We start from the raw sequence: 25,092 nt of genomic DNA on the forward strand, positions 1-25,092 counted from the left end.
GGTTCGTACAGAGTTGGGTTACGCGAAGGAGACAGGCAGATGTCCGGCCACTCTAAATGGGCTACGACGAAGCACAAGAAGGCCGTGATCGACGCCAAGCGCGGCAAGCTCTTCGCGAAAATGATCAAGAACATCGAGGTCGCGGCGCGTACGGGTGGCGCTGATGTGTCCGGCAACCCGACGCTGTTCGACGCCATTCAGAAGGCCAAGAAGAGCTCGGTCCCGAACAAGAACATCGACTCCGCGGTCAAGCGCGGCGCCGGCCTCGAAGCCGGTGGCGCCGACTACGAGACGATCATGTACGAGGGTTACGGCCCCAACGGTGTCGCGGTGCTCATCGAGTGCCTCACCGACAACCGCAACCGCGCCGCCTCGGACGTCCGCGTCGCCATGACCCGCAACGGCGGCAACATGGCCGACCCCGGCTCCGTCTCGTACCTCTTCAACCGCAAGGGCGTCATCGTCGTCGCCAAGGGTGAGCTGACCGAGGACGACGTCCTGGGCGCCGTCCTCGACGCCGGCGCCGAGGAGGTCAACGACCTCGGTGAGTCCTTCGAGGTCATCTCCGAGGCCACCGACCTGGTCGCGGTGCGCACCGCGCTCCAGGAAGCCGGCATCGACTACGACTCCGCCGACGCCAACTTCGTCCCGACCATGCAGGTCGAGCTGGACGAGGAGGGCGCCAGGAAGATCTTCAAGCTGATCGACGCGCTGGAGGACAGCGACGACGTGCAGAACGTCTTCGCCAACTTCGACGTCAGCGACGAGGTCATGGAGAAGGTCGACGCGTAACGCTGCCGCGCCGCGAGGCGAGTTGTGGCGGGCCGGTGGGACACGTCCTACCGGCCCGCCGCTGTTGTCAGTGGCAGCGGATAGCCTGGCGGCAGTCAAAGATCACCGTCGGCGGGCCGCGACCGAACAGAGGGGTGGGGCGAGTGCGCGTACTCGGAGTCGACCCGGGACTGACCCGATGCGGGGTCGGTGTCGTCGAGGGCGTCCCCGGGCGGCCGTTGACAATGGTCGGCGTCGGCGTCGTACGCACCCCCGCGGACGCGGACTTGGGCCACCGCCTCGTCGCGATCGAGCAGGGCATCGAGGAGTGGCTGGACGAGCACCGGCCCGAATTCGTCGCCGTGGAGCGGGTGTTCAGCCAGCACAACGTGCGTACGGTGATGGGCACGGCCCAGGCCAGCGCCGTCGCGATGCTCTGCGCCGCGCGGCGTGGTATTCCCGTCGCCCTGCACACCCCCAGTGAGGTCAAGGCTGCCGTCACCGGCAACGGACGCGCAGACAAGGCCCAGGTCGGCGCCATGGTGACCCGGCTGCTCCGGCTCGACGCGCCGCCCAAGCCCGCCGACGCCGCCGATGCCCTGGCGCTCGCCATCTGCCACATCTGGCGCGCGCCCGCGCAGAACCGCCTTCAGCAGGCCGTCGCGCAGAACCGGCTCCAGCAAGCCGTAGCTCTCCACAAAGCGCAGGCGCAGGCCCAAGCACCCGCAGCGACAGCACGCGTATCGACCACAGCACCCGCCCCGAAAGGCCGCCCCGCATGATCGCCTTTGTCAGCGGCCCGGTTGCCGCCCTCGCCCCCGACTCCGCGGTGGTCGAGGTGGGCGGAATCGGCATCGCAGTCCAGTGCACGCCGGGCACCCTCGCCGGCCTCCGCATGGGGCAGCAGGCCAGACTCGCCACCTCCCTGGTCGTCCGTGAGGACTCCCTGACCCTGTACGGCTTCGCGGACGACGACGAGCGGCAGACCTTCGAGCTGCTCCAGACCGCGAGCGGCGTCGGCCCTCGCCTCGCCCAGGCCATGCTGGCCGTCCACTCGCCGGACGCCCTGCGCCGCGCGGTATCCATGGCGGACGAGAAGGCGCTGGTCGCCGTGCCCGGCATTGGCAAGAAGGGCGCCCAGAAGCTCCTCCTGGACCTGAAGGACCGCCTCGGCGCCCCGCTCGGCACGGGTCCCGCCATCGGATCCCCGGTCAGCACGGGCTGGCGCGACCAGCTGCAAGCGGCCCTGATCGGCCTCGGATACGCGACGCGCGAGGCCGACGAGGCCGTGGCAGCCGTAACACCGCAGGCCGAGGCCGCCGAAGGCACGCCTCAGGTGGGCCAGTTGCTGAAGGCGGCCCTCCAGACCCTCAACAGAACGCGCTGATCGACAGAGCCCGCCGACCGGGGGCATCCCCACCTCCGTATGCTCCGCCCACCCGACCGACCGCGACCGAGAGGCACACGCACACTGTGCCGACCCCCGGCCGACCCGCGCACCCGGCGCACCCAGCTAGGAGAACGCAGTGAACTGGGACGACCCGACCGACGAGACCACCGCCTCCGAGCGGCTCGTCGGCCCCGCCGTGGAGCGGCTGGTGGGCTCTGTGGCCGACGGCGAGGACCAGGCCGTCGAGGCAGCCCTGCGCCCCAAGGACCTGGACGAGTTCATCGGCCAGGAGAAGGTCCGCGAGCAGCTCGACCTCGTCCTGCGGGCCGCACGCGCGCGTGGCGCCACCGCCGACCATGTGCTGCTCTCCGGTGCTCCCGGCCTCGGCAAGACCACCCTCTCGATGATCATCGCGGCCGAGATGGGCGCCCCCATCCGCATCACCAGCGGCCCCGCCATCCAGCACGCCGGCGACCTCGCGGCGATCCTCTCCTCCCTCCAGGAGGGAGAGGTGCTCTTCCTCGACGAGATCCACCGCATGTCCCGGCCCGCCGAGGAGATGCTCTACATGGCGATGGAGGACTTCCGCGTCGACGTGATCGTCGGCAAGGGCCCCGGCGCCACCGCCATCCCCCTCGAACTGCCCCCGTTCACCCTGGTCGGCGCCACCACGCGCGCGGGACTGCTGCCGCCCCCGCTGCGCGACCGTTTCGGCTTCACCGCGCACATGGAGTTCTACGAACCGGCCGAGCTGGAGCGCGTCATCCACCGCTCCGCGCACCTCCTCGACGTCGAGATCGATGCCGCGGGCGCCGCGGAGATCGCCGGCCGTTCGCGCGGCACCCCCCGTATCGCCAACCGCCTGCTGCGCCGCGTCCGGGACTACGCGCAGGTGAAGGCCGACGGTGTCATCATCCGCGACATCGCGATGGCGGCCCTGAAGGTCTACGAGGTCGACGCGCGCGGCCTCGACCGCCTCGACAGGGGCGTCCTCGAAGCGCTGCTGAAGCTGTTCGGCGGCGGTCCGGTCGGGCTCTCCACGCTGGCCGTCGCGGTGGGGGAGGAGCGCGAGACCGTCGAAGAGGTCGCCGAGCCCTTCCTCGTACGGGAGGGACTGCTGGCCCGTACACCGCGCGGCCGGGTCGCGACCCCCGCCGCATGGGCGCATCTGGGGCTCACGCCACCCCGATCCGTAACGGGGGGAACCGGACAACAGGACCTGTTCGGGGCGTGACGGCGCGCATGCAGGCAAGGTCAGGAACCGTGGTGCCATGCTGAGCGTTGTTCCTGGAGTGCGGACTCGCTTAGACTCCGCCGATGCCGCCTTTGTAGCTTTGTAGGTGGCGCCGACCACACCCCCCATCCACCAGGCCGCTCACCGACGCGGTAGTGCGAAGGAAATTCCGTCCCGTGAATATCGTGACCCTTCTCCCGTTCATCGTGCTCATCGGGGCCATGTTCCTGATGACCCGCTCGGCCAAGCGCAAGCAGCAGGCCGCCGCGCAGATGCGTAACGACATGCAGCCCGGTACCGGCGTCCGCACGATCGGCGGCATGTACGCGACGGTCAAGGAAGTCAACGAGGAGACGGTCCTCCTTGACGCGGGCCCGGGTGTGGATCTTCTCTTCGCGAAGAACTCGATCGGCGCCGTCCTCACCGACGACGAGTACAACCGCATCGTCCACGGCATCGAGCACGACCTGAAGAACGACGACTCCGTCGTTCCGGACGACGCCTCCTCCCTCACCGAGACCGACGAGCCCTCCGACGACGCTTCCGCCGCTTCCGACGACAAGCCCATCGACCTCGGCAAGAAGGACGCGGCCGACGAGCCGTCCGACGAGACCGAGGCCGCTGAGGTGAAGGCGGAAGAAGAGCCGAAGAAGACCGACGGCGAGTCCGACGCGAAGTAGCCGCGTTCCGGGGGAGGAGCGCGGCGCGATCCGTTCGCACCTCGTGCCCCCGGCACGTGCGGTACTCGCACCGAGTCCCGACACCATGTCATGGCCGCCGGCCGCGCTGACCCGGCGCGGGGCGGCCCGAGAGGGAGTACGAGAAGGTGGCAGCACCTAAGAAGGGCCGGAGCGCGAGCTCCCAGAGCAAGCCAGGACGCTCGCTGGCCCTCATTCTGATCGCCATCGTGGCGCTCACCGGCGGCATGTTCGCCTCGGGGCACACGACTCCGCGTCTCGGCATCGACCTGGCCGGCGGTACGAGCATCACGCTCACGGCGAAGAACGAGCCGGGCCAGCCGAACGCGATCAACAAGACCAACATGGACACCGCGGTCGAGATCATGAACCGCCGTGTCAACGGTCTTGGCGTCTCCGAGGCCGAGGTTCAGACCCAGGGATCCGACAACATCATTGTCAACATCCCCAAGGGCACGAACTCCAAGCAGGCCCGGGACCAGGTCGGCACCACCGCCAAGCTCTACTTCCGTCCGGTTCTGGCCCTGGAGGTCCAGGGCACCGCCGCGACGGCCAGCCCCACGCCGAGCACGAGCACCTCCGGCAGCCCTTCGCCGTCGGCCTCGGCAACGGGCAAGGACGAGGCGACCTCGACGTCGTCCGCCTCGCCCAGCGCGTCGGCCAGTGCCACCTCGCAGGGCCGTCCGGTCACCGACGCACTGAAGGCGGACGCGACCCCGACGCCGAGCGCCTCGACGTCCGCGCCCGTCGGCGCTTCGCCCTCGGCGAGCGCCCCCGTCGACGATGCGACCGCGAAGCTGCAGGCGCAGTACACGGCGCTCGACTGCACCAAGAGGGCGGTCCGCGCCGTCACCGGTGACGGCGTCAAGCCCACCGAACCCACGGTGGCCTGTGGTCAGGACTCGCAGGGCCAGTGGCAGAAGTTCATCCTCGGCCCGGCCGAGGTGGACGGCACCGAGGTCGAGAAGGCCCAGGCCGTCATCGACACGCAGGGCGCCGCAGGCTGGATGGTCACCATGGACTTCACGTCCAAGGGAGCCAAGCAGTTCGCGGACGTCACCGGCCGCCTCGCCCAGAACCAGGCCCCGCAGAACGAGTTCGGCATCGTCCTGGACGGCGAGGTCGTCTCCAACCCGTACGTGAGCACCGCGATCACGGGTGGTACCGCGCAGATCTCCGGCACCTTCGACGCGACCGAGGCCCAGGACCTGGCCAACATGCTGTCGTACGGCGCTCTCCCGCTCACCTTCCAGGAGTCGAGCGTCAGTACGGTCAGCGCCGCGCTCGGTGGCGACCAGCTGCACGCCGGTCTCATCGCCGGCGGCATCGGTCTGGCTCTGGTCGTGATCTACCTGTTGGTCTACTACCGGGGCCTGTCGCTCGTCGCCATCGCCTCCCTCCTGGTCTCCGCCGCCCTCACGTACGTGATCATGTCGCTGCTCGGTCCGGCCATCGGCTTCGCGCTGAACCTGCCGGCCGTCTGTGGTGCGATCGTCGCGATCGGTATCACCGCGGACTCGTTCATCGTGTTCTTCGAACGCGTCCGTGACGAGATCCGCGAGGGCCGTACGCTGCGGCCTGCCGTCGAGCGGGCCTGGCCGCGCGCCCGGCGCACCATCCTGGTCTCCGACTTCGTGTCCTTCCTCGCCGCCGCGGTGCTCTTCATCGTCACCGTCGGCAAGGTCCAGGGCTTCGCGTTCACGCTCGGTCTGACCACCCTGCTCGACGTGGTCGTCGTCTTCTTCTTCACCAAGCCGCTGATGACGATCCTCGCCCGCAAGAAGTTCTTCGCGGAGGGCCACAGCTGGTCCGGCCTCGACCCGCAGCGCCTGGGCGCCAAACCGCCGCTCCGTCGCACCCGTCGCGCGTCCGCGCCCGTCGACACGAAGGAGGCGTGAGATGTCGAAACTCGGCAACATCGGCGCCCGGCTCCACCGCGGTGAGATCGGCTACGACTTCGTCGGCAAGCGTTTCATCTGGTACGGCCTCTCGATCCTGATCACCATCACGGCCATCCTCGGCCTGTCGGTGCGCGGTCTGAACATGGGCATCGAGTTCGAGGGCGGTGCCGTCTTCACCATCGACAAGACCAGTGTTTCGGTGTCGCAGGCGGAGAAGTACGCGGAAGAGGCCGCGGGCCACGACGCGATCGTCCAGAAGCTCGGCAAGGACGGTCTGCGTATCCAGATCTCCAGCATCGACACCGTCAAGGCGGACACGGTCTCGAAGCAGCTCGCCAGCGACCTCGGCGTTCCGGAGAACCAGATCACCGGTGAGCTGGTCGGCCCCAGTTGGGGCGACCAGGTCGCGAACAAGGCCTGGCAGGGCCTGGTGATCTTCATGATCCTCGTGGTGATCTATCTGGCGATCGCCTTCGAGTGGCGAATGGCCCTGGCCGCGCTCGTGGCACTCATCCACGACATCACGATCACGGTCGGCATCTACGCCCTCGTCGGCTTCGAGGTGACGCCAGGCACGGTGATCGGTCTGCTGACGATCCTCGGTTACTCGCTCTACGACACGGTCGTCGTCTTCGACAGCCTCAAGGAGCAGACCAAGGACATCACCAAGCAGACCCGCTGGACCTACAGCGAGATCGCCGACCGGTCGATCAACGGCACCCTGGTGCGCTCCATCAACACCACGGTGGTCGCGCTCCTCCCGGTCGCCGGTCTGCTGTTCATCGGTGGCGGTGTGCTCGGCGCGGGCATGCTGAACGACATCTCGCTGTCGCTGTTCGTCGGCCTCGCGGCCGGTGCGTACTCCTCGATCTTCATCGCCACGCCGCTCGTCGCCGACCTCAAGGAGCGCGAGCCGCAGATGAAGGCCCTCAAGAAGCGCATCCTGGCCAAGCGGGCGCAGCAGGGCGACGCCCCGGAGCCCCAGGTCCGGGACGAGCAGCCGTACGACGACGAGGACGACGACGCCGCTCCGGCGGTCGTCGGTCCGCGTACCCAGCCCGCCTCCCGCAACCGGGGCCGCGGCCGGCCCTCGGGGAAGCGCCGATGACCGCGGTCAAGGAGCTGCTGCTCAGCCGCATCCGTGACGTGGCGGACTACCCGGAGCCCGGCGTGATGTTCAAGGACATCACCCCGCTCCTGGCGGACCCGAAGGCGTTCGCCGCGCTCACCGAGGCCCTGGCGGACATCGCCGTCCGCAGCGGTGCCACGAAGATCGTCGGCCTGGAGGCCCGCGGCTTCATCCTGGGCGCCCCGGTGGCGGTCCGGGCAGGCCTCGGCTTCATCCCCGTACGCAAGGCGGGCAAGCTCCCCGGAGCCACGCTCAGCCAGGCGTACGACCTGGAGTACGGCTCGGCCGAGATCGAGGTCCACGCCGAGGACCTGAGCGCGGGCGACCGCGTCCTGGTGATCGACGACGTACTGGCCACGGGCGGCACCGCCGAGGCGTCTCTCCAGCTGATCCGGCGGGCCGGCGCGGAGGTCGCGGGGCTCGCGATACTCATGGAGCTCGGGTTCCTCGGCGGCCGGCAGCGGCTCGAACCCGCTCTCGCGGGAGCGGTGCTGGAAGCGCTGATCACCGTCTGAGACGGGCCTGACGGACACAGAGAGCGGCAGAGGCGGGCACCGGAGGAATCCGGTGCCCGCCTCTCGCGTTTCTTCTGTAGAAGGCCGTCTCAGCGGCCTGGAGGCGATGCCGGAGCCCGGGATCGCTACCATGGGGTCTCCGGAGCCTGACCGGGGGACCCGGATCGCGCACGAGGAGTCCTCTTGGCAGACGAGGCCCAGCCCCTGACCGCCGCCAAGCCCGAGCCCGTCTCGGAGCCCGCGGCCACGCCCGCGCGGACCGCGAAGAACGACGCGCACGGGCCGGTCGAGCACGCCCAGTCCGCCCCCGTCGAGCGGGCGGCCGAGCCCCCGCGCCCCAAACCGGCTACGCCCGAGCCCGCTCCCACCCCGGCTCCCGCGCCCGCGGTCCGCCCGGCCTCCGGCCAGCCCGCCCGCTCCGGTTCCCCCAACCGCGTACGCGCCCGGCTGGCCCGGCTCGGCGTGCAGCGTTCCAACCCGTACAACCCGGTCCTCGAGCCGCTGCTGCGGGCGGTGCGCGGCAACGATCCGAAGATCGAGACGGCGACGCTCCGCCAGATCGAGCAGGCTTACCAGGTCGCCGAGCGCTGGCACCGCGGCCAGAAGCGCAAGAGCGGCGACCCGTACATCACCCACCCGCTGGCGGTCACCACGATCCTCGCCGAGCTGGGCATGGACCCGGCGACGCTGATGGCGGGTCTGCTCCACGACACGGTCGAGGACACCGAGTACGGCCTCGACCAGCTCCGCCGTGACTTCGGCGACTCCGTCGCGCTGCTCGTCGACGGCGTCACCAAGCTCGACAAGGTCAAGTTCGGCGAGGCCGCGCAGGCCGAGACCGTGCGCAAGATGGTCGTCGCCATGGCCAAGGACCCGCGCGTCCTGGTCATCAAGCTCGCCGACCGCTTGCACAACATGCGCACCATGCGCTATCTCAAGCGCGAGAAGCAGGAGAAGAAGGCGCGCGAGACCCTGGAGATCTACGCGCCGCTCGCCCATCGCCTGGGCATGAACACCATCAAGTGGGAACTGGAGGACCTCGCCTTCGCGATCCTCTACCCCAAGATGTACGACGAGATCGTCCGGCTGGTGGCCGAGCGGGCACCGAAGCGTGACGAGTACCTGGCCATAGTGACCGACGAGGTGCAGAGCGATCTGCGCGCGGCCCGTATCAAGGCCACCGTCACCGGCCGCCCGAAGCACTACTACAGCGTCTACCAGAAGATGATCGTACGAGGCCGCGACTTCGCGGAGATCTACGACCTCGTGGGTATTCGTGTACTTGTCGACACGGTCCGCGACTGTTACGCCGCCCTCGGCACCGTGCACGCGCGCTGGAACCCGGTCCCCGGCCGGTTCAAGGACTACATCGCGATGCCCAAGTTCAACATGTACCAGTCGCTGCACACGACGGTCATCGGGCCCAACGGCAAGCCGGTCGAACTCCAGATCCGAACGTTCGACATGCACCGCCGTGCCGAGTACGGCATCGCCGCGCACTGGAAGTACAAGCAGGAGGCCGTCGCCGGCGCCTCCAAGGTGCGCTCGGACCAGCCGAGGGCCACCGGCAAGGACGACCACCTCAACGACATGGCGTGGCTGCGCCAGCTGCTGGACTGGCAGAAGGAGACCGAGGACCCCGGGGAGTTCCTGGAGTCCCTGCGCTTCGACCTGTCGCGCAACGAGGTCTTCGTCTTCACGCCCAAGGGTGACGTGATAGCGCTTCCGGCGGGAGCGACACCGGTCGACTTCTCGTACGCGGTGCACACCGAGGTCGGCCACCGGACCATAGGGGCACGGGTCAACGGGCGTCTCGTACCGCTCGAATCCACCCTGGACAACGGCGACCTGGTGGAGGTCTTCACCTCCAAGGCGGCCGGCGCGGGTCCCTCCCGCGACTGGCTCGGCTTCGTCAAGTCGCCGCGCGCCCGGAACAAGATCCGCGCCTGGTTCTCCAAGGAGCGGCGCGACGAGGCGATCGAGCAGGGCAAGGACGCCATCGCGCGCGCGATGCGCAAACAGAACCTGCCGATCCAGCGCATCCTCACCGGCGACTCCCTCGTCACCCTCGCGCACGAGATGCGCTACCCCGACATCTCGTCCCTGTACGCGGCGATCGGCGAGGGCCATGTGGCCGCGCAGAACGTCGTACAGAAGCTCGTCCAGGCGCTCGGCGGCGAGGAGGCGGCCACCGAGGAGATGGACGAGACCGTTCCGTCCCCCCGCGGCCGGGGCCGCAAGCGGCGCAGCAGCAACGACCCGGGTGTCGTGGTCAAGGGCGTCGACGACGTCTGGGTGAAGCTCGCCCGCTGCTGTACGCCCGTACCCGGCGATCCGATCATCGGTTTCGTCACGCGCGGTAGCGGCGTATCGGTTCACCGCAACGACTGCGTCAACATCGAGTCACTGTCCCGGGAGCCCGAGCGCATCCTCGAGGTCGAGTGGGCGCCCACCCAGTCCTCGGTCTTCCTGGTCGCCATCCAGGTCGAGGCGCTGGACCGCTCCCGCCTCCTCTCGGACGTCACCCGCATCCTGTCCGACCAGCACGTCAACATCCTGTCGGCGGCCGTCCAGACATCGAGGGACCGGGTGGCCACCTCCCGCTTCACCTTCGAGATGGGCGACCCCAAGCACCTGGGGCACGTCCTGAAGGCCGTCAGGGGCGTCGAGGGCGTGTACGACGTGTACCGGGTGACCTCGGCCCGCAGGCCGTAGTCCGGAGAGCACGCAGAGGGGCTCCCGTACATCTCGTACGGGAGCCCCTCTGCGTACCAGCCTGAAAAGAAACCGGCCGAACCAACTAGCCGCCGAACTCCTGCAGGCCCTTGAGCGCCTGGTCCAGCAGCGCCTGACGGCCGTCGAGCTCCTTCTGGAGCTTGTCGGCCCTGGCGTTGTTGCCCTGCGCCCTGGCCGTCTCGATCTGACCGCTGAGCTTGTCCACGGCCGCCTGGAGCTGGCCGGTCAGACCCTCGGCACGCGCGCGTGCCTCCGGGTTCGTCCGGCGCCACTCGGTCTCCTCGGACTCCTGAAGAGCCCGCTCGACCGTGTGCATCCGGCCCTCGACCTTCGGGCGGGCGTCACGCGGCACATGCCCAATGGCCTCCCAGCGCTCGTTGAGCGACCGGAACGCGGCCCGAGCCGCCTTGAGGTCCGTGATCGGCAGGAGCTTCTCGGCCTCTCCGGCCAGCTCCTCCTTGAGCTTGAGGTTCTCGGTCTGCTCCGCGTCCCGCTCGGCGAAGACCGAGCTGCGCGCCGCGAAGAACACGTCCTGGGCGCCGCGGAAGCGGTTCCACAGGTCGTCCTCGTGCTCGCGCTGGGCACGGCCCGCGGCCTTCCAGTCCGTCATCAGCTCGCGGTAACGCGCCGCCGTCGGACCCCAGTCGGTCGACGCCGACAGTGCCTCGGCCTCCGTGACCAGCTTCTCCTTGGCCTTGCGGGCGTCCTCGCGCTGCGCGTCCAGGGACGCGAAGTGCGCCTTGCGGCGCTTGGAGAACGCCGAGCGGGCGTGCGAGAAGCGATGCCACAGCTCGTCGTCCGACTTCCGGTCGAGCCGCGGCAGCCCCTTCCAGGTGTCCACCAGCGCGCGCAGCCGCTCACCGGCCGACCGCCACTGGTCGGACTGCGCCAGCTCCTCCGCCTCGACGACGAGCGCCTCCTTGGCGTGCCGCGCCTCGTCGGACTGCTTGGCCCGCTGCTGCTTGCGCTCCTCGCGGCGGGCCGCGACGGTCTCGACGAGCTTGTCGAGGCGGACCTTCAGCGCGGCCAGATCGCCGACCGCGTGGTGGGCGTCCACCTGCTCGCGGATGTGGTCGATCGCCACCTGGGCGTCCTTCGAGGACAGGTCGGTGGTCTTGACTCGCTTTTCGAGGAGGCCGATCTCGACAACCAGGCCCTCGTACTTGCGCTCGAAGTAGGCCAGCGCCTCCTCAGGGGAGCCGGCCTGCCAGGAACCGACGACCTGCTCGCCGTCGGCCGTACGCACGTACACGGTCCCCGTCTCGTCGACGCGGCCCCACGGGTCGCTGCTCACAGCGCCTCCTCCACATGATGCCTGCGGAGGGCTCTGCACCCCCGGGCATCGTCCACAGTTTCGTCACGGCCAACATAGGCGACCGGCAGGGATGCTGTCCGCATCCCGCGCGACCGAAGTTTCGCAGTTGGCGGTCAGGATTTCGTTACGGTCGCCTTGTTGATCACAACGGTCGCATTCGGTGCGCCGTCGCCCTGTCCCGTGGCCTCACCGGCCCCGGCGATCTTCTTCAGGACCTTCATGCCCGACGCGGAAATCGTGCCGAACGGTGTGTAGCTGGGCGGAAGCTGACTGTCCTGGTAGACCAGGAAGAACTGGCTGCCGCCGGTGTGCGCCTGACCGGTGTTGGCCATGGCGATCGTGCCCGCCGGGTAGATGTTGTTCTTGAGGGTTTTGTCCTTCAGGTTCTCGTCCGGAATGGTGTAGCCGGGGCCGCCCATACCGGTGCCCTTCGGGTCACCGCACTGCAGCACGTAGATGCCGTTCGTGGTGAGCCGGTGGCACTTGGTGTGGTCGAGATAGCCCTCGCTCGCCAGGAAGTTGAACGAGTTGACCGTGTGCGGCGCCGCGGACGTCTTCAGGGCGATGTCGATGTCGCCGCACGTCGTCGCGAGCTTCATGTCGTACTTCGCCGACTTGTCGATGGTCATCGCCGGCTCCTTCTTCCAGGTCAGCGACTTCACCGCCCCCTCGGCAGCCTTCTCGCAGGGGTCCGGGGCCTTGCTGGGCGGCGAGGCACTCGGGGTGACCTCGGCGCTCGCGTTCGCCTTGCTGTCGTCGTTCTTGAAGACCCCGGTCGCATACGACAACACACTGCCCACGACGATCACGCCGAGGACCGACGCGATCACGGAGTTGCGCACGTTCGCCTTGCGGCGCGCGGCCGTACGCCGCTGCTGCTGCCGCAAGAACTTCTCCCGGGCGAGCTGACGTCGCCGCTGTTCCTGGGTGACCACCGGGTTCTCTCCTCATGCGTCTCTACGTCAACTGGGACGCGTGCGTCTTGTGTGCCGATCGCCTGCGTGTGCCCCGTACCGTATATGGGTTCGCTGAGGAAACGGCAGCGCCGGTAGGCTCTGCGGCACTGCCACCCACCCCGTACGACCACGTACGCCACAAATCGAAGGACGATCGTGCTCATTGCCGGGTTCCCGGCCGGCGCCTGGGGGACGAACTGTTATCTCGTCGCCCCCGCCGCCGGTGAGGAGTGCGTGATCATCGACCCGGGCCATCAGGCCGCCGAGGGAGTCGAGGAGACGCTGAAGAAGCATCGGCTCAAGCCCGTCGCGGTCGTCCTCACCCATGGCCATCTCGACCATGTGGCCTCGGTCGTCCCGGTGTGCGGCGCGCACGGTGTCCCGGCGTGGATCCACCCCGACGACCGCTACATGATGAGCGACCCCGAGAAGGCGCTCGGCCGGTCCATCGGGATGCCGCTGCTGGGCGAGCTGACCATCGGGGAACCGGACGACGTCAAGGAACTGACGGACGGTGCGCGGCTGGAACTGGCGGGCCTGGAGCTGAGCGTGGCGCACGCGCCGGGCCATACCAAGGGGTCGGTGACGTTCAGGATGCCCGAGACCACGGACATCCCGTCCGTGTTCTTCTCGGGCGACCTGCTCTTCGCCGGCTCCATCGGACGCACCGACCTGCCCGGCGGTGACATGGCCGAGATGCTCGACTCGCTGGCCCGTGTGTGCCTGCCGCTCGACGACTCGACCGTGGTGCTGTCCGGCCACGGCGCCCAGACGACCATCGGCCAGGAGCGCGCCACCAACCCGTATCTGCGGCAGGTGGCGGCCGGCCTTCACGATCGCGGCGAGGGTTCGAACCCCCCTCCCCGACGAGGAATGTGACGAGAGACCCGTGAGCACCTTCAAGGCCCCCAAGGGCACGTACGACCTGATCCCGCCGGAGAGCGCGAAGTACCTGGCGGTACGGGAAGCCATCGCCGCGCCGCTGCGGAACTCCGGCTACGGCTACATCGAGACACCGGGCTTCGAGAACGTCGAACTGTTCGCCCGGGGCGTCGGTGAGTCGACGGACATCGTGACGAAGGAGATGTACGCCTTCGAGACCAAGGGCGGCGACAGGCTGGCCCTGCGCCCCGAGGGCACGGCGTCGGTGCTGCGCGCGGCGCTGGAGGCCAACCTCCACAAGCTGGGCAACCTCCCGGTCAAGCTCTGGTACTCGGGCTCGTACTACCGCTACGAGCGCCCCCAGAAGGGCCGTTACCGGCACTTCTCGCAGGTGGGCGCGGAGGCGATCGGCGCGGAGGACCCGGCGCTGGACGCCGAGCTGATCATCCTGGCGGACCAGGCGTACCGGGCGCTGGGGCTCAGGAACTTCCGCATCCTCCTGAACTCGCTGGGGGACAAGGAGTGCCGGCCGGTGTACCGGGCCGCGCTGCAGGACTTCCTGAGCGGCCTCGACCTGGACGAGGAGACGCAGCGCCGGGCCGGCATCAACCCGCTGCGCGTACTGGACGACAAGCGCGACGACGTCCAGAAGCAGCTGGTGGGGGCGCCGCTGCTGCGGGACTACCTGTGCGACGCGTGCAAGGCGTACCACGAGGAAGTGCGGTCCCTGCTGGTGGCCCAGGGCGTCGAATTCGAGGACGACGCGAAGCTGGTCCGCGGCCTGGACTACTACACCCGTACGACCTTCGAGTTCGTCCACGACGGACTGGGCTCGCAGTCCGCGGTGGGCGGTGGCGGGCGCTACGACGGCCTGTCCGAGATGATCGGCGGCCCGGCGCTGCCGTCGGTGGGCTGGGCGCTGGGCGTCGACCGTACGGTCCTTGCCCTGGAGGCGGAGGGCGTGGAGCTCGAACTCCCGTCCGCGACAAGCGTGTTCGCGGTGCCGCTGGGCGAGGAGGCCCGGCGGGTGCTGTTCACGAAGGTCACGGAGCTGCGCAAGGTGGGGGTCGCGGCGGACTTCTCGTACGGGGCGAAGGGGTTGAAGGGGGCGATGAAGAACGCGAACCGGAGCGGGGCGCGTTACACGATCGTCGCCGGTGAGCGGGACCTCGCGGAGGGCGTGGTCCAGCTCAAGGACATGGAGTCCGGGGAGCAGACGGCGATCGGCGTGAACGAGATCGTGGCGGAGCTGGAGTCGCGGCTCGGCTGACAGGTGGGCCGGCGCGCGTTTCGCGGACCGTCAACAGCGCGGGTGTGGATTCGCCCCCTGCCGGACGACTCCCACACGTGAGCGTCACGCGCGCGTCCGGGGCCGTTTGACCTGGAGGATCTCCGCGGTGCCGTGGGTGCCTCCTTATGTCCACCGAACGGTGGACACGCACCCGCGTGCGGCACAATGTCGGTGCCCGCCAGCCCCCCTCGATGCAACGGAACGGCGTGATGAGGACGACAGTGATGAAGGACGGCGTCTCCACCGACCAGCCCGATCCCCCCGCCGAGACCTCGCGCTCCGTGGGCGGCAGCCGTGCGTTCGCGCTGATGCTGGTGCTCACCGGTGCGGCCGGGCTGCTCGCCGCGTGGGTCATCACGATCGACAAGTTCAAGCTGCTGGAAGCCAAGGTCGAGGGCAAGACGTTCACGCCCGGTTGCAGCCTCAATCCCGTCGTGTCCTGCGGCAGCGTGATGGAGAGCAAGCAGGCCGCGGCCTTCGGGTTCCCGAACCCGATGCTCGGCCTCGTCGCCTACGGCATCGTCATCTGCGTCGGCATGAGCCTGCTCGGCAGGGCCCGCTTCCCGCGCTGGTACTGGCTCACCCTCAACGCGGGCACCGCCTTCGGCGTCGGATTCTGCACCTGGCTCCAGTTCCAGTCCCTGTACCGGATCAACGCGCTGTGCCTGTGGTGCTCGCTGGCGTGGGTCGCGACGATCATCATGTTCTGGTACGTGACCTCGTTCAACGTCAGGAACGGCTTCATCCCGGCGCCGAAGTGGCTCAAGAGCTTCTTCGGCGAGTTCACCTGGGTGGTGCCGGTCCTGCACATCGGCATCATCGGGATGCTGATCCTGACCCGCTGGTGGGACTTCTGGACCAGCTGACAGCGCCGCAGGCATTGTCAGTGGGGTGACATAGGGTTTTGTGCGTGGAGCCCGACCTGTTCACCGCAGCAGCAGAAGCACGCCAGGAGAAGGACCCGTCCGGAAGCCCCCTGGCCGTGCGGATGCGTCCCCGTGTCCTCGACGAGGTCGTGGGCCAGCAGCATCTGCTGAAGCCCGGGTCGCCCCTGCGCAGGCTCGTCGGCGAGAGCGGCGGCGGGCCTGCCGGACCGTCCTCCGTGATCCTCTGGGGACCGCCGGGCACCGGCAAGACCACTCTGGCGTACGTCGTCTCGAAGGCCACCAACAAGCGCTTCGTCGAGTTGTCGGCGATCACCGCGGGCGTCAAGGAGGTCCGCGCGGTCATCGACGGGGCCCGCCGCGCCACCGGCGGCTTCGGCAAGGAGACCGTCCTCTTCCTCGACGAGATCCACCGCTTCAGCAAGGCCCAGCAGGACTCCCTGCTCCCCGCCGTCGAGAACCGCTGGGTGACCCTGATCGCGGCGACCACGGAGAACCCGTACTTCTCCATCATCTCGCCCCTCCTCTCCCGCTCCCTCCTCCTCACCCTCGAACCCCTCACGGACGACGACCTGCGCGCCCTGCTGCGCCGCGCGGTCGCCGACGAGCGTGGCCTCAAGAGCGCCCTCACCCTCCCCGAGGACGCCGAGGAACACCTGCTGCGGATCGCCGGTGGAGACGCCCGCCGGGCCCTGACCGCCCTGGAGGCAGCCGCCGGTGCCGCGCTCGACAAGGGCGAAGCGGAGGTCACCCTCCAGACCCTGGAGGAGACCGTCGACCGGGCGGCCGTGAAGTACGACCGTGACGGCGACCAGCACTACGACGTGGCCAGCGCCCTCATCAAGTCCATCCGGGGCTCGGACGTCGACGCGGCGCTGCACTACCTCGCCCGCATGATCGAGGCCGGCGAGGATCCCCGCTTCATCGCCCGCCGCCTGATGATCTCCGCCAGCGAGGACATCGGCCTCGCCGACCCGAACGCCCTGCCGATAGCCGTCGCCGCCGCCCAGGCGGTCGCCCTGATCGGCTTCCCGGAGGCCGCGCTCACCCTCAGCCACGCCACCATCGCCCTCGCCCTGGCCCCCAAGTCCAACGCCGCGACCATGGCGATCGGCGCCGCCATGGCGGACGTACGCAAAGGCCACGCGGGATCCGTGCCGATGCACCTGCGCGACGGGCACTACAAGGGCGCCGCCAAACTCGGCCACGCGCAGGGGTACGTGTACCCGCACGACCTGCCCGAAGGCATCGCCGCGCAGCAGTACGCCCCGGAAGAGCTCAAGGACCGCGAGTACTACGAACCGACCCGGCACGGAGCCGAGGCCCGGTACGCGGACGCGGTCGAGTGGACCAGGAAACACCTCGGTCGCAAGCGGTCCTGAACACGCTGTAGAATCCTGCGCAGTGCTGCGTCCCGTGTCCGACCTCGGTCGGCGCCTCAGGCGGGACATCCAGCCGGATCTTCTGATCCAGGAGCGTCGCGCACCTTCGTAGGTGTCGCGGGCAGCCCACCACCACCCGGGGTTCCGGGAACGGTCGGTGGGCCGTTCGTGTGCTGCACGTATGTGCCCAGCACAGGGGAACGGCTGCCTGGCAAGTCCCTCGTGGACCTGCCGGGAATCCCCGGCTGCGGATGCGACCTCCCGTAACCCTGAGGCAGCCGAAAAGGAAAAGGAAAAGAAGTGGCTAACCAGCCCCGCCCCAAGGTCAAGAAGTCGCGTGCCCTCGGCATCGCGCTGACCCCGAAGGCCGTCAAGTACTTCGAGGCCCGTCCCTACCCGCCGGGTGAGCACGGTCGTGGCCGCAAGCAGAACTCGGACTACAAGGTCCGTCTGCTGGAGAAGCAGCGTCTGCGCGCGCAGTACGACGTGTCCGAGCGCCAGCTCGTCCGCGCCTACGAGCGTGCCGCCAAGACTCAGGGCAAGACCGGTGAGGCCCTGGTCATCGAGCTCGAGCGTCGTCTTGACGCGCTGGTCCTGCGTTCGGGCATCGCCCGCACGATCTACCAGGCCCGCCAGATGGTCGTCCACGGCCACATCGAGGTCAACGGCCAGAAGGTCGACAAGCCGTCGTTCCGTGTCCGTCCCGACGACGTCGTGATGGTCCGCGAGCGCAGCCGCAGCAAGACGCTGTTCGAGGTTTCCCGCGCCGGTGGCTTCGCCCCCGACGGCGAGACCCCGCGCTACCTCCAGGTGAACCTCGGCGCCCTGGCGTTCCGCCTGGACCGCGAGCCGAACCGCAAGGAGATCCCGGTGATCTGCGACGAGCAGCTCGTCGTCGAGTACTACGCCCGCTGATCCAGCGGTCGCGGTACCTGCACCACCGGCTTCGCGCCTCGGCCCGTCGCCTCCCCCCTTCACCGGTGGGGAGCGGCGGGCTTTCGCGTACGACGACCCGTCCGTGGACCCCTTGTCCGGTGCGGGGGGCCGCCTCCGGCGCGATAGGGTCGGAGACGGTTTTCGAAGTACCCAGAACCCAAGTGATCGACGAGCGCAGAGAGCGGTGCGGTGTGACCGGTGGAGAGGTTGCCGGGATCCTGGTGGCCGTCTTCTGGGCGATTCTGGTCTCCTTCCTCGCTGTGGCGCTGGTGAGGCTGGCCCAGACGCTCAGGGCGACCACCAAGCTGGTGGCGGAGGTGACGGAACAGGCCGTGCCGCTACTGGCCGACGCCTCCCAGGCGGTGCGCTCCGCACAGACCCAGATCGACCGGGTCGACGCCATCGCCACCGACGTCCAGGAGGTCACCTCCAACGCGTCGGCGCTGTCCACCACCGTCGCCTCGACCTTCGGCGGCCCGCTCGTCAAGGTCGCCGCGTTCGGCTACGGCGTACGCCGGGCGATGAGCCGTAACCACACCGACGAGGCACCCGCACCCGAGCGGGCCCGGCGCACGGTCATCGTCGGCCGTACCGTCCCGGCGCCGAAGGGCTCGAAGCGCCGCAGGCAGAAGGGCTGAACCCCGCGATGTTCCGCCGTACGTTCTGGTTCACCGCGGGTGCCGCGGCCGGTGTGTGGGCCACCACCAAGGTCAACCGCAAGATCCGGCAGCTGACCCCCGAGCACCTGGCCGCGCAGGCCGCCAACAAGGCGATCGAGGCCGGGCACCGGGTCAAGGACTTCGCCCTCGACGTGCGGGCCGGGATGGCCCAGCGCGAGGCAGAGCTGGGCGAGGCCCTCGGGATCGCCGCACCCCCGGGCCGCGGCCTGCCCCCGCAGCGGCGCCTCGCCGCCCTCGACCGCGGGCCGGAAAACCAGAAGCACGATGAGAAGCACTACGGGATGCTGGACAACACCCACCCGTACAACCGGAATGAGGACCACTGATGGAGTCGGCTGAAATTCGTCGCCGCTGGCTGAGCTTCTACGAGGAGCGCGGTCACACCGTCGTTCCTTCGGCGTCGCTCATCGCGGACGACCCGACTCTGCTTCTGGTCAACGCGGGCATGGTCCCCTTCAAGCCGTATTTCCTCGGTGAGGTCAAGCCGCTGTGGTCGCGCGCCACCAGCGTGCAGAAGTGCGTCCGCACCCCGGACATCGAAGAGGTCGGCAAGACCACCCGGCACGGCACGTTCTTCCAGATGTGCGGCAACTTCTCCTTCGGTGACTACTTCAAGGAAGGCGCCATCGCCTACGCCTGGGAGCTGCTCACCTCGCCCCAGGACAAGGGTGGTTACGGGCTCGACCCGGAGCGCCTGTGGATCACGGTCTACCTGGACGACGACGAGGCCGAGTCGATCTGGCGCGACAAGATCGGTGTCCCCGCCGAGCGCATCCAGCGCCTCGGCAAGAAGGACAACTACTGGTCCATGGGCGTCCCCGGGCCCTGTGGACCCTGCTCCGAGATCAACTACGACCGCGGCCCGGAGTTCGGCGTCGAGGGCGGCCCGGCCGTCAACGACGAGCGGTACGTGGAGATCTGGAACCTCGTCTTCATGCAGTACGAGCGGGGCGAGGGCACCTCGAAGGAGGACTTCGAGATCCTCGGCGACCTGCCGAGCAAGAACATCGACACGGGCCTCGGCCTGGAGCGCCTCGCCATGATCCTGCAGGGCGTGCAGAACCTGTACGAGATCGACACCTCCATGGCCGTCATCGACAAGGCCACCGAACTGACCGGCGTCCGCTACGGCGACGCCCACGCCTCCGATGTCTCCCTGCGCGTGGTCACCGACCACATCCGCACCGCCGTGATGCTCATCGGCGACGGCGTCTCGCCCGGCAACGAGGGCCGCGGCTATGTGCTGCGCCGCATCATGCGCCGCGCCATCCGCAACATGCGTCTGCTCGGCGCCACGGGCCTGGTCGTCCAGGACCTCATCGATGTCGTGATCGCCATGATGGGCCAGCAGTACCCGGAGCTCGTCACCGACCGCAAGCGCATCGAGACCGTGGCCCTCGCCGAGGAAGCCGCCTTCCTCAAGGCCCTCAAGGGCGGCACCAACATCCTCGACACCGCCGTCACGGAGACCAAGGCCGCCGGCGGCCAGGTCCTCGCCGGTGACAAGGCCTTCCTGCTCCACGACACCTGGGGCTTCCCGATCGACCTCACCCTCGAAATGGCCGCCGAACAGGGCCTTTCCGTGGACGAGGACGGCTTCCGGCGCCTGATGAAGGAACAGCGGGATCGCGCCAAGGCCGACGCCAGGGCCAAGAAGACCGGCCATGCCGACCTGGGCGCCTACCGCGAGATCGCCGACGCCGCCGGTGAGACCGAGTTCGTCGGGTACGACCGCACCGAGGGCGAGTCGACGGTCGTCGGCATTCTGGTCGACGGTGTCTCCTCCCCGGCCGCCACCGAGGGCGACGAGGTCGAGATCGTCCTCGACCGGACCCCGTTCTACGCCGAGGGCGGCGGTCAGATCGGCGACACCGGGCGCATCAGGATCGACACCGGTGCCGTCATCGAGATCCGCGACTGCCAGAAGCCGGTTCCCGGGGTGTACGTCCACAAGGGCGTCGTCCAGGTCGGGGAGGTGACCGTCGGTGCCAAGGCCCAGGCCGCCATCGACGTGCGCCGCCGCAAGGCCATCGCCCGCGCCCACTCGGCCACGCACCTCACGCACCAGGCCCTGCGCGACGCCCTCGGCCCGACGGCCGCCCAGGCCGGTTCCGAGAACCAGCCCGGCCGCTTCCGCTTCGACTTCGGCTCCCCGTCCGCCGTTCCGACGGCCGTGATGACCGACGTCGAGCAGCAGATCAACGAGGTGCTCGCCCGCGACCTCGATGTGAGCGCCGAGATCCTCAGCCTCGACGAGGCCAAGAAGCAGGGCGCCATCGCCGAGTTCGGCGAGAAGTACGGCGAGCGCGTGCGCGTCGTGACGATCGGCGACTTCTCCAAGGAGCTGTGCGGCGGCACCCACGTCCACAACACCGCCCAGCTCGGCCTGGTCAAGCTGCTCGGCGAGTCGTCCATCGGCTCCGGCGTGCGGCGTATCGAGGCCCTGGTCGGGGTGGACGCCTACAACTTCCTGGCCCGGGAGCACACGGTCGTCGCCCAGCTCCAGGAGTTGGTCAAGGGCCGTCCGGAGGAGCTTCCGGAGAAGGTTTCGGCCATGCTCGGCAAGCTGAAGGACGCCGAGAAGGAGATCGAGAAGTTCCGCGCCGAGAAGGTTCTTCAGGCCGCCGCCGGTCTCGCCCAGGGTGCCAAGGACGTACGCGGTGTCGCTCTCGTCACCGGCCAGGTCCCGGACGGCACGACCCCGGACGACCTGCGCCGGCTGGTCCTCGACGTGCGGGGCCGTATCCCCGGTGACCGGGCCGCCGTGGTCGCCCTGTTCACCGTGGCCAACAACAAGCCGCTGACGGTCATCGCCACCAACGAGGCCGCCCGCGAGCGCGGTCTCAAGGCCGGCGATCTGGTCCGTACGGCCGCCAAGACCCTCGGTGGCGGCGGTGGCGGCAAGCCGGACGTCGCCCAGGGCGGTGGCCAGAATCCGACCGCCGTCGGTGAGGCCGCCGACGCCGTCGAGCGCCTTGTGGCGGAAACGGCCAAGTGAGCGACGACGAACGCGTCATGCGTAGCGGCCGTAGGCTCGCGATCGACGTCGGGGACGCCCGGATCGGGGTCGCCTCGTGCGACCCCGACGGGATCCTCGCCACTCCGGTGGAGACGGTCCCCGGGCGGGACGTTCCCGCAGCTCACCGCAGGCTGAAGCAACTCGTCGACGAGTACGAACCCATCGAGGTCATCGTCGGTCTCCCTCGCTCCCTCAAGGGGGGCGAGGGCCCCGCCGCGGTGAAGGTCCGCGGCTTCACCCAGGAGCTGGCCCGGCTGATCGCCCCGGTCCCGGTGCGCCTGGTGGACGAGCGAATGACGACGGTGACGGCCAGTCAGGGACTGCGTGCCTCGGGCGTGAAATCGAAAAAGGGCAGATCGGTCATTGACCAGGCCGCGGCCGTGATCATCCTTCAACAGGCCCTGGAATCCGAAAGGGTGTCAGGTAAAGCACCCGGCGAGGGCGTCGAAGTGGTCATCTGATCGCGATACGGTAACGTTCCGCGCGATTGTGGCTCTGTTCGAACAGTAGCCGCACAGTAAGAGGCGGAACGGTAGCGGCGATGTGGGGGCCGCGTGATCGGCCGCCTCGCGGCTCTAGGGGATCGATGACTGAGTATGGCCGGGGCCCAGGCTCCGAACCGTGGAATCCGGAGGACCCGTTGTACGGGGACGGCGGATGGGAAGGACAGCAGGCTCCGGCCGACCAGTCCACCTACGGCGGCCAGCCGCAGCACTACCCGCAGCAGCCGCAGCAGCCGCAGTACGGCGACTGGGGCACCGACGGCCAGCAGGCCGCCTACGGTCAGGCGCAGCAGCAGTACCAGCAGTACCCGCAGCAGGCCCAGCAGCAGCACTACCCGCAGCAGGGCCAGCAGCAATATCAGCAGCAGTACGGTGAGCAGGCCCACCAGCAGTACGTGGATCCGGGCCCGCAGCAGTACGCGGGCGGCGGCTGGGACGCCGGCCCGCAGGGGCAGGTCCCGTACACCGCCGATCCCGCGGACCCGTACGCCCAGCAGGCCGCCGCGTACGGCGGCGAGCAGCCCGACTACTACGGCACGCCCGACGCGTACCCGCCGCCGGAGCCGCCGGCCCGGCGTCGCGCCGAGCCGGAAGCCGGAACGTCGACCGACTGGGACCCCGGTCCGGACCAGGGCGAGCACGCCTTCTTCACGGGCGGCGACGATGACGAGGACGAGCCCGACGACGAGGCGGAGGGGCGCCGGGGCCGCGGCGAGCGGAAGGACAGGGACGGCGGCAAGGCCGGGAAGGGGGGCAAGAGCGGCAAGAGCAAGAAAGGCCGCAGCGGAACCGCCTGCCTGGTGGTCGTCCTGGTGTTCGGCGGCGGTATCGCCGGAATCACCTACTTCGGCTACCAGTTCTACCAAAATCGTTTCGGCCCGGCTCCCGACTATGCGGGCGACGGCACGAGCGCGACGGTGACCGTCGAGATCCCCAAGGGCGCGGGCGGCTACGAGATCGCCCAAGCGCTGAAGGACAAAGGTGTCGTCAAGAGTGTCGACGCCTTTGTGGCCGCCCAGTCGGATAATCCTGAGGGAAAGACAATCCAGGCGGGCGTCTATCTCCTGAACAAGGAGATGTCGGCCAAGAGTGCCGTCGCGATGATGCTCGACCCCAAGAGTCAGAGCAATCTGGTGGTCGCCCCCGGACTGCGCAACGTCCAGGTCTACGCGAAGATCGACAAGCAGTTGGGGCTCTCCTCCGGTACGACTGCGAAGGTCGCCAAGGAGGATTACAAGAGCCTCGGACTTCCGGACTGGGCGAACGACAACGGGGACATCAAGGACCCGCTGGAAGGTTTCCTTTACCCGTCGACCTATCCCGCAGCCAAGGGCATGAAACCCGCGGAAGTCCTGAAGGAAATGGTCACGCAGGCCGCCGCGAAGTACAACGCGCTCGAGCTCGAAGCGAAGGCCAAGGAGCTCGACCTCGACAGCCCGCTGCAGGTCCTCACGGTCGCGAGCCTCGTCCAGGCCGAGGGTGTGACCCACGACGACTACAAGAAGATGGCCGCTGTTGTCTACAACCGCCTGAAGACGTCGAACTACACCACCAACCAGAAGCTCGAATTCGACTCGACGTACAACTATCTCAAGGGCCAGAGCAAAATCGATATTTCGACGTCGGAAATCAGAAACGACGACGACCCGTACAACACCTACTTCCACCGGGGTCTGCCGCCTGGTCCGATCGGAAATCCCAGCGATGACGCGATGAAGGCCACGCTGAATCCTGACACCGGCGGATGGATGTTCTTCATCTCGCTCGACGGCAAGACGACGAAGTTCACGAAGACCCTGTCCGAACACGAAGAGTTGGTCCGGCAATTCAATGCACAACGCAACAGCGGCAGCTGAGCACGGAGGGGGCCGCCGGGCCGCAGTGCTCGGTTCCCCCATCGCCCACTCCCTCTCCCCGGTGCTGCACCGCGCCGGGTACGACGAACTGGGGCTCACCGGCTGGACGTACGACCGCTTCGAGGTCGACGAGGCGGCGCTGCCGGCCTTCCTCGGTCAACTCGGGCCCGAGTGGGCGGGGTTGTCGCTCACCATGCCGCTGAAGCGGGCGGTCATCCCGCTGCTCGACGAGGTCAGCGAGACGGCCAGGTCGGTCGAGGCCGTCAACACGGTCGTGTTCGGCGCGGACGGGCGGCGCGTCGGCGACAACACCGACATCCCCGGGATCGTGGGCGCCCTGCGCGAGCACGGCATCGAACAGGTCGAATCCGCCGCCATCCTCGGCGCCGGCGCCACCGCGTCCTCCGCGCTCGCCGCACTGGCCCGGATCTGCACCGGCGAGGTAGTCGTGTACGTCCGCAGCGCGGCCCGGGCCGCCGAGATGCGGCAGTGGGGCGAACGCCTCGACGTCGAGGTCCGTACGGCGGACTGGGCGGACGCGGCCCGGGCGCTGCACGCCCCGCTGGTGATCGCCACCACCCCGGCCGGGGCGACGGACGAGCTGTCCGGTGCCGTCCCGGAACGGCCCGCGACCCTCTTCGACGTGCTCTACCACCCTTGGCCCACCGACCTGGCGGCGCGCTGGTCGGCGTACGGCGGGGCCGTGGTCAGCGGACTCGACCTGCTCGTGCACCAGGCGGTGCTCCAGCTGGAGCAGATGACCGGGCACACCCCCGGTCCGCTGGGCGCCATGCGCAGGGCGGGCGAGAAGGCACTGGCCGACCGCTGATCCTCCGGCTCCCGTCCCCTCGCCCGATCGCGATTGGCGTCCGCTTGCTGGACCGGGGACCAGGTGGCCGGCCGGGACGTGGGAGGATCGGAGGTGGCGGGCCAGGGCCGCGCACCCGGTCACGCCGACGCCGTACGCGAGGACGCGCGTACGCAGGGCGGCACCAGGGCGCGAGTATGAGGAGC

General features: G+C 69.0%; 22 protein-coding genes. 20 read left to right on the plus strand and 2 right to left on the minus strand.

Annotation, left to right across the window (positions count from 1 at the left end; translation table 11 throughout):
- Window positions 1–39: 39 nt before the first annotated feature.
- The 9 genes from ACH4TV_RS19295 (at window position 40) to ACH4TV_RS19335 (ending at window position 10,353) form a co-directional block, all read left to right on the plus strand.
- The gene (locus ACH4TV_RS19295) at window positions 40–792 is read left to right on the plus strand and encodes a YebC/PmpR family DNA-binding transcriptional regulator (protein ID WP_398399521.1); all 753 of its coding nucleotides are present in this window, start codon (window positions 40–42) and stop codon (window positions 790–792) included.
- A 143-nt stretch (window positions 793–935) separates the two neighbouring features.
- Window positions 936–1,553, plus strand: a complete 618-nt coding sequence (ruvC, locus tag ACH4TV_RS19300; protein WP_398399523.1) for a crossover junction endodeoxyribonuclease RuvC — start codon at window positions 936–938, stop codon at window positions 1,551–1,553.
- On the plus strand, window positions 1,550–2,158 hold the full coding sequence (ruvA, locus tag ACH4TV_RS19305) for a Holliday junction branch migration protein RuvA (RefSeq protein WP_398399525.1): 609 nt from the start codon (window positions 1,550–1,552) through the stop codon (window positions 2,156–2,158). Before ruvC ends, ruvA begins: the two co-directional genes overlap by 4 nt.
- A 139-nt stretch (window positions 2,159–2,297) precedes the next feature.
- Window positions 2,298–3,395 carry a Holliday junction branch migration DNA helicase RuvB gene (gene ruvB / locus ACH4TV_RS19310; protein WP_398399527.1) on the plus strand — a complete coding sequence of 366 codons (1,098 nt, stop codon included), beginning with the start codon at window positions 2,298–2,300 and terminating at the stop codon, window positions 3,393–3,395.
- A 176-nt stretch (window positions 3,396–3,571) separates the two neighbouring features.
- Window positions 3,572–4,075: a preprotein translocase subunit YajC gene (gene yajC, locus ACH4TV_RS19315; protein WP_398399528.1), complete on the plus strand. Its 504-nt coding sequence runs from the start codon at window positions 3,572–3,574 to the stop codon at window positions 4,073–4,075.
- A 146-nt stretch (window positions 4,076–4,221) separates the two neighbouring features.
- The gene (gene secD / locus ACH4TV_RS19320) at window positions 4,222–5,991 is read left to right on the plus strand and encodes a protein translocase subunit SecD (protein ID WP_398399530.1); all 1,770 of its coding nucleotides are present in this window, start codon (window positions 4,222–4,224) and stop codon (window positions 5,989–5,991) included.
- A 1-nt stretch (window position 5,992) separates the two neighbouring features.
- Complete coding sequence (secF, locus tag ACH4TV_RS19325; protein WP_398399532.1) at window positions 5,993–7,102, plus strand: protein translocase subunit SecF; 1,110 nt, start codon at window positions 5,993–5,995, stop codon at window positions 7,100–7,102.
- Window positions 7,099–7,638: an adenine phosphoribosyltransferase gene (locus ACH4TV_RS19330; protein ID WP_398399534.1), complete on the plus strand. Its 540-nt coding sequence runs from the start codon at window positions 7,099–7,101 to the stop codon at window positions 7,636–7,638. The genes secF and ACH4TV_RS19330 overlap by 4 nt, the downstream gene beginning before the upstream one ends.
- Window positions 7,639–7,821: 183 nt before the next feature.
- Complete coding sequence (locus tag ACH4TV_RS19335) at window positions 7,822–10,353, plus strand: RelA/SpoT family protein (RefSeq protein ID WP_398399536.1); 2,532 nt, start codon at window positions 7,822–7,824, stop codon at window positions 10,351–10,353.
- A gap of 85 nt (window positions 10,354–10,438) precedes the next feature.
- Here ACH4TV_RS19335 and ACH4TV_RS19340 read toward each other — a convergent pair whose 3' ends face one another.
- The gene (locus ACH4TV_RS19340) at window positions 10,439–11,668 is read right to left on the minus strand and encodes a DUF349 domain-containing protein (protein ID WP_398399538.1); all 1,230 of its coding nucleotides are present in this window, start codon (window positions 11,666–11,668) and stop codon (window positions 10,439–10,441) included.
- A 134-nt stretch (window positions 11,669–11,802) separates the two neighbouring features.
- Window positions 11,803–12,624, minus strand: coding sequence for a peptidylprolyl isomerase (locus ACH4TV_RS19345; RefSeq protein WP_398399540.1), 822 nt, complete (start codon window positions 12,622–12,624; stop codon window positions 11,803–11,805).
- Between the two features lie 177 nt (window positions 12,625–12,801).
- Here ACH4TV_RS19345 and ACH4TV_RS19350 point away from each other — a divergent pair, with 177 nt between their 5' ends.
- The 11 genes from ACH4TV_RS19350 to ACH4TV_RS19400 all read left to right on the plus strand — a co-directional run bounded on the left by ACH4TV_RS19350 (window position 12,802) and on the right by ACH4TV_RS19400 (window position 24,907).
- Window positions 12,802–13,524, plus strand: coding sequence for an MBL fold metallo-hydrolase (locus ACH4TV_RS19350; protein WP_398399542.1), 723 nt, complete (start codon window positions 12,802–12,804; stop codon window positions 13,522–13,524).
- Window positions 13,525–13,534: 10 nt separating this feature from the next.
- On the plus strand, window positions 13,535–14,797 hold the full coding sequence (hisS, locus tag ACH4TV_RS19355) for a histidine--tRNA ligase (protein ID WP_398399544.1): 1,263 nt from the start codon (window positions 13,535–13,537) through the stop codon (window positions 14,795–14,797).
- A 245-nt stretch (window positions 14,798–15,042) separates the two neighbouring features.
- Window positions 15,043–15,684: a vitamin K epoxide reductase family protein gene (locus ACH4TV_RS19360; RefSeq protein ID WP_398399774.1), complete on the plus strand. Its 642-nt coding sequence runs from the start codon at window positions 15,043–15,045 to the stop codon at window positions 15,682–15,684.
- 44 nt (window positions 15,685–15,728) lie between these two features.
- Window positions 15,729–17,084, plus strand: a complete 1,356-nt coding sequence (locus tag ACH4TV_RS19365; protein WP_398399546.1) for a replication-associated recombination protein A — start codon at window positions 15,729–15,731, stop codon at window positions 17,082–17,084.
- A gap of 300 nt (window positions 17,085–17,384) precedes the next feature.
- Window positions 17,385–17,999 (plus strand): 30S ribosomal protein S4, encoded by a 615-nt coding sequence (gene rpsD, locus ACH4TV_RS19370; protein WP_318318612.1) that lies wholly within the window; start codon window positions 17,385–17,387, stop codon window positions 17,997–17,999.
- Between the two features lie 212 nt (window positions 18,000–18,211).
- Window positions 18,212–18,658, plus strand: a complete 447-nt coding sequence (locus ACH4TV_RS19375) for a DUF948 domain-containing protein (protein WP_398399776.1) — start codon at window positions 18,212–18,214, stop codon at window positions 18,656–18,658.
- Between the two features lie 8 nt (window positions 18,659–18,666).
- Complete coding sequence (locus ACH4TV_RS19380; protein ID WP_398399548.1) at window positions 18,667–19,026, plus strand: DUF6167 family protein; 360 nt, start codon at window positions 18,667–18,669, stop codon at window positions 19,024–19,026.
- Window positions 19,026–21,698, plus strand: a complete 2,673-nt coding sequence (gene alaS / locus ACH4TV_RS19385; RefSeq protein WP_398399550.1) for an alanine--tRNA ligase — start codon at window positions 19,026–19,028, stop codon at window positions 21,696–21,698. Before ACH4TV_RS19380 ends, alaS begins: the two co-directional genes overlap by 1 nt.
- 17 nt (window positions 21,699–21,715) lie before the next feature.
- Window positions 21,716–22,180 (plus strand): Holliday junction resolvase RuvX, encoded by a 465-nt coding sequence (gene ruvX / locus ACH4TV_RS19390; RefSeq protein ID WP_398399778.1) that lies wholly within the window; start codon window positions 21,716–21,718, stop codon window positions 22,178–22,180.
- A 125-nt stretch (window positions 22,181–22,305) separates the two neighbouring features.
- Window positions 22,306–24,078, plus strand: coding sequence for an endolytic transglycosylase MltG (gene mltG / locus ACH4TV_RS19395; RefSeq protein ID WP_398399780.1), 1,773 nt, complete (start codon window positions 22,306–22,308; stop codon window positions 24,076–24,078).
- A complete protein-coding gene (locus ACH4TV_RS19400) occupies window positions 24,053–24,907 on the plus strand; it encodes a shikimate dehydrogenase (protein WP_398399552.1) in 855 nt (284 codons plus the stop codon). The genes mltG and ACH4TV_RS19400 overlap by 26 nt, the downstream gene beginning before the upstream one ends.
- Window positions 24,908–25,092: the final 185 nt, after the last annotated feature.

This window comes from Streptomyces sp. NPDC020898, from assembly GCF_044333925.1.
In the GTDB taxonomy this organism is placed as follows: domain Bacteria; phylum Actinomycetota; class Actinomycetes; order Streptomycetales; family Streptomycetaceae; genus Streptomyces.

Bases quoted from the DNA above. Each gene is read 5' to 3' on its own strand.
- ACH4TV_RS19380 (WP_398399548.1), top strand. From the start codon at position 18,667: ATGTTCCGCCGTACGTTCTGGTTCACCGCGGGTGCCGCGGCCGGTGTG.
- ACH4TV_RS19360 (WP_398399774.1), top strand. From the start codon at position 15,043: ATGAAGGACGGCGTCTCCACCGACCAGCCCGATCCCCCCGCCGAGACC.
- ACH4TV_RS19400 (WP_398399552.1), top strand. From the start codon at position 24,053: ATGCACAACGCAACAGCGGCAGCTGAGCACGGAGGGGGCCGCCGGGCC.
- alaS (WP_398399550.1), top strand. From the start codon at position 19,026: ATGGAGTCGGCTGAAATTCGTCGCCGCTGGCTGAGCTTCTACGAGGAG.
- mltG (WP_398399780.1), top strand. From the start codon at position 22,306: ATGACTGAGTATGGCCGGGGCCCAGGCTCCGAACCGTGGAATCCGGAG.
- ruvA (WP_398399525.1), top strand. From the start codon at position 1,550: ATGATCGCCTTTGTCAGCGGCCCGGTTGCCGCCCTCGCCCCCGACTCC.
- ACH4TV_RS19295 (WP_398399521.1), top strand. From the start codon at position 40: ATGTCCGGCCACTCTAAATGGGCTACGACGAAGCACAAGAAGGCCGTG.
- ACH4TV_RS19330 (WP_398399534.1), top strand. From the start codon at position 7,099: ATGACCGCGGTCAAGGAGCTGCTGCTCAGCCGCATCCGTGACGTGGCG.
- ruvX (WP_398399778.1), top strand. From the start codon at position 21,716: ATGCGTAGCGGCCGTAGGCTCGCGATCGACGTCGGGGACGCCCGGATC.
- secF (WP_398399532.1), top strand. From the start codon at position 5,993: ATGTCGAAACTCGGCAACATCGGCGCCCGGCTCCACCGCGGTGAGATC.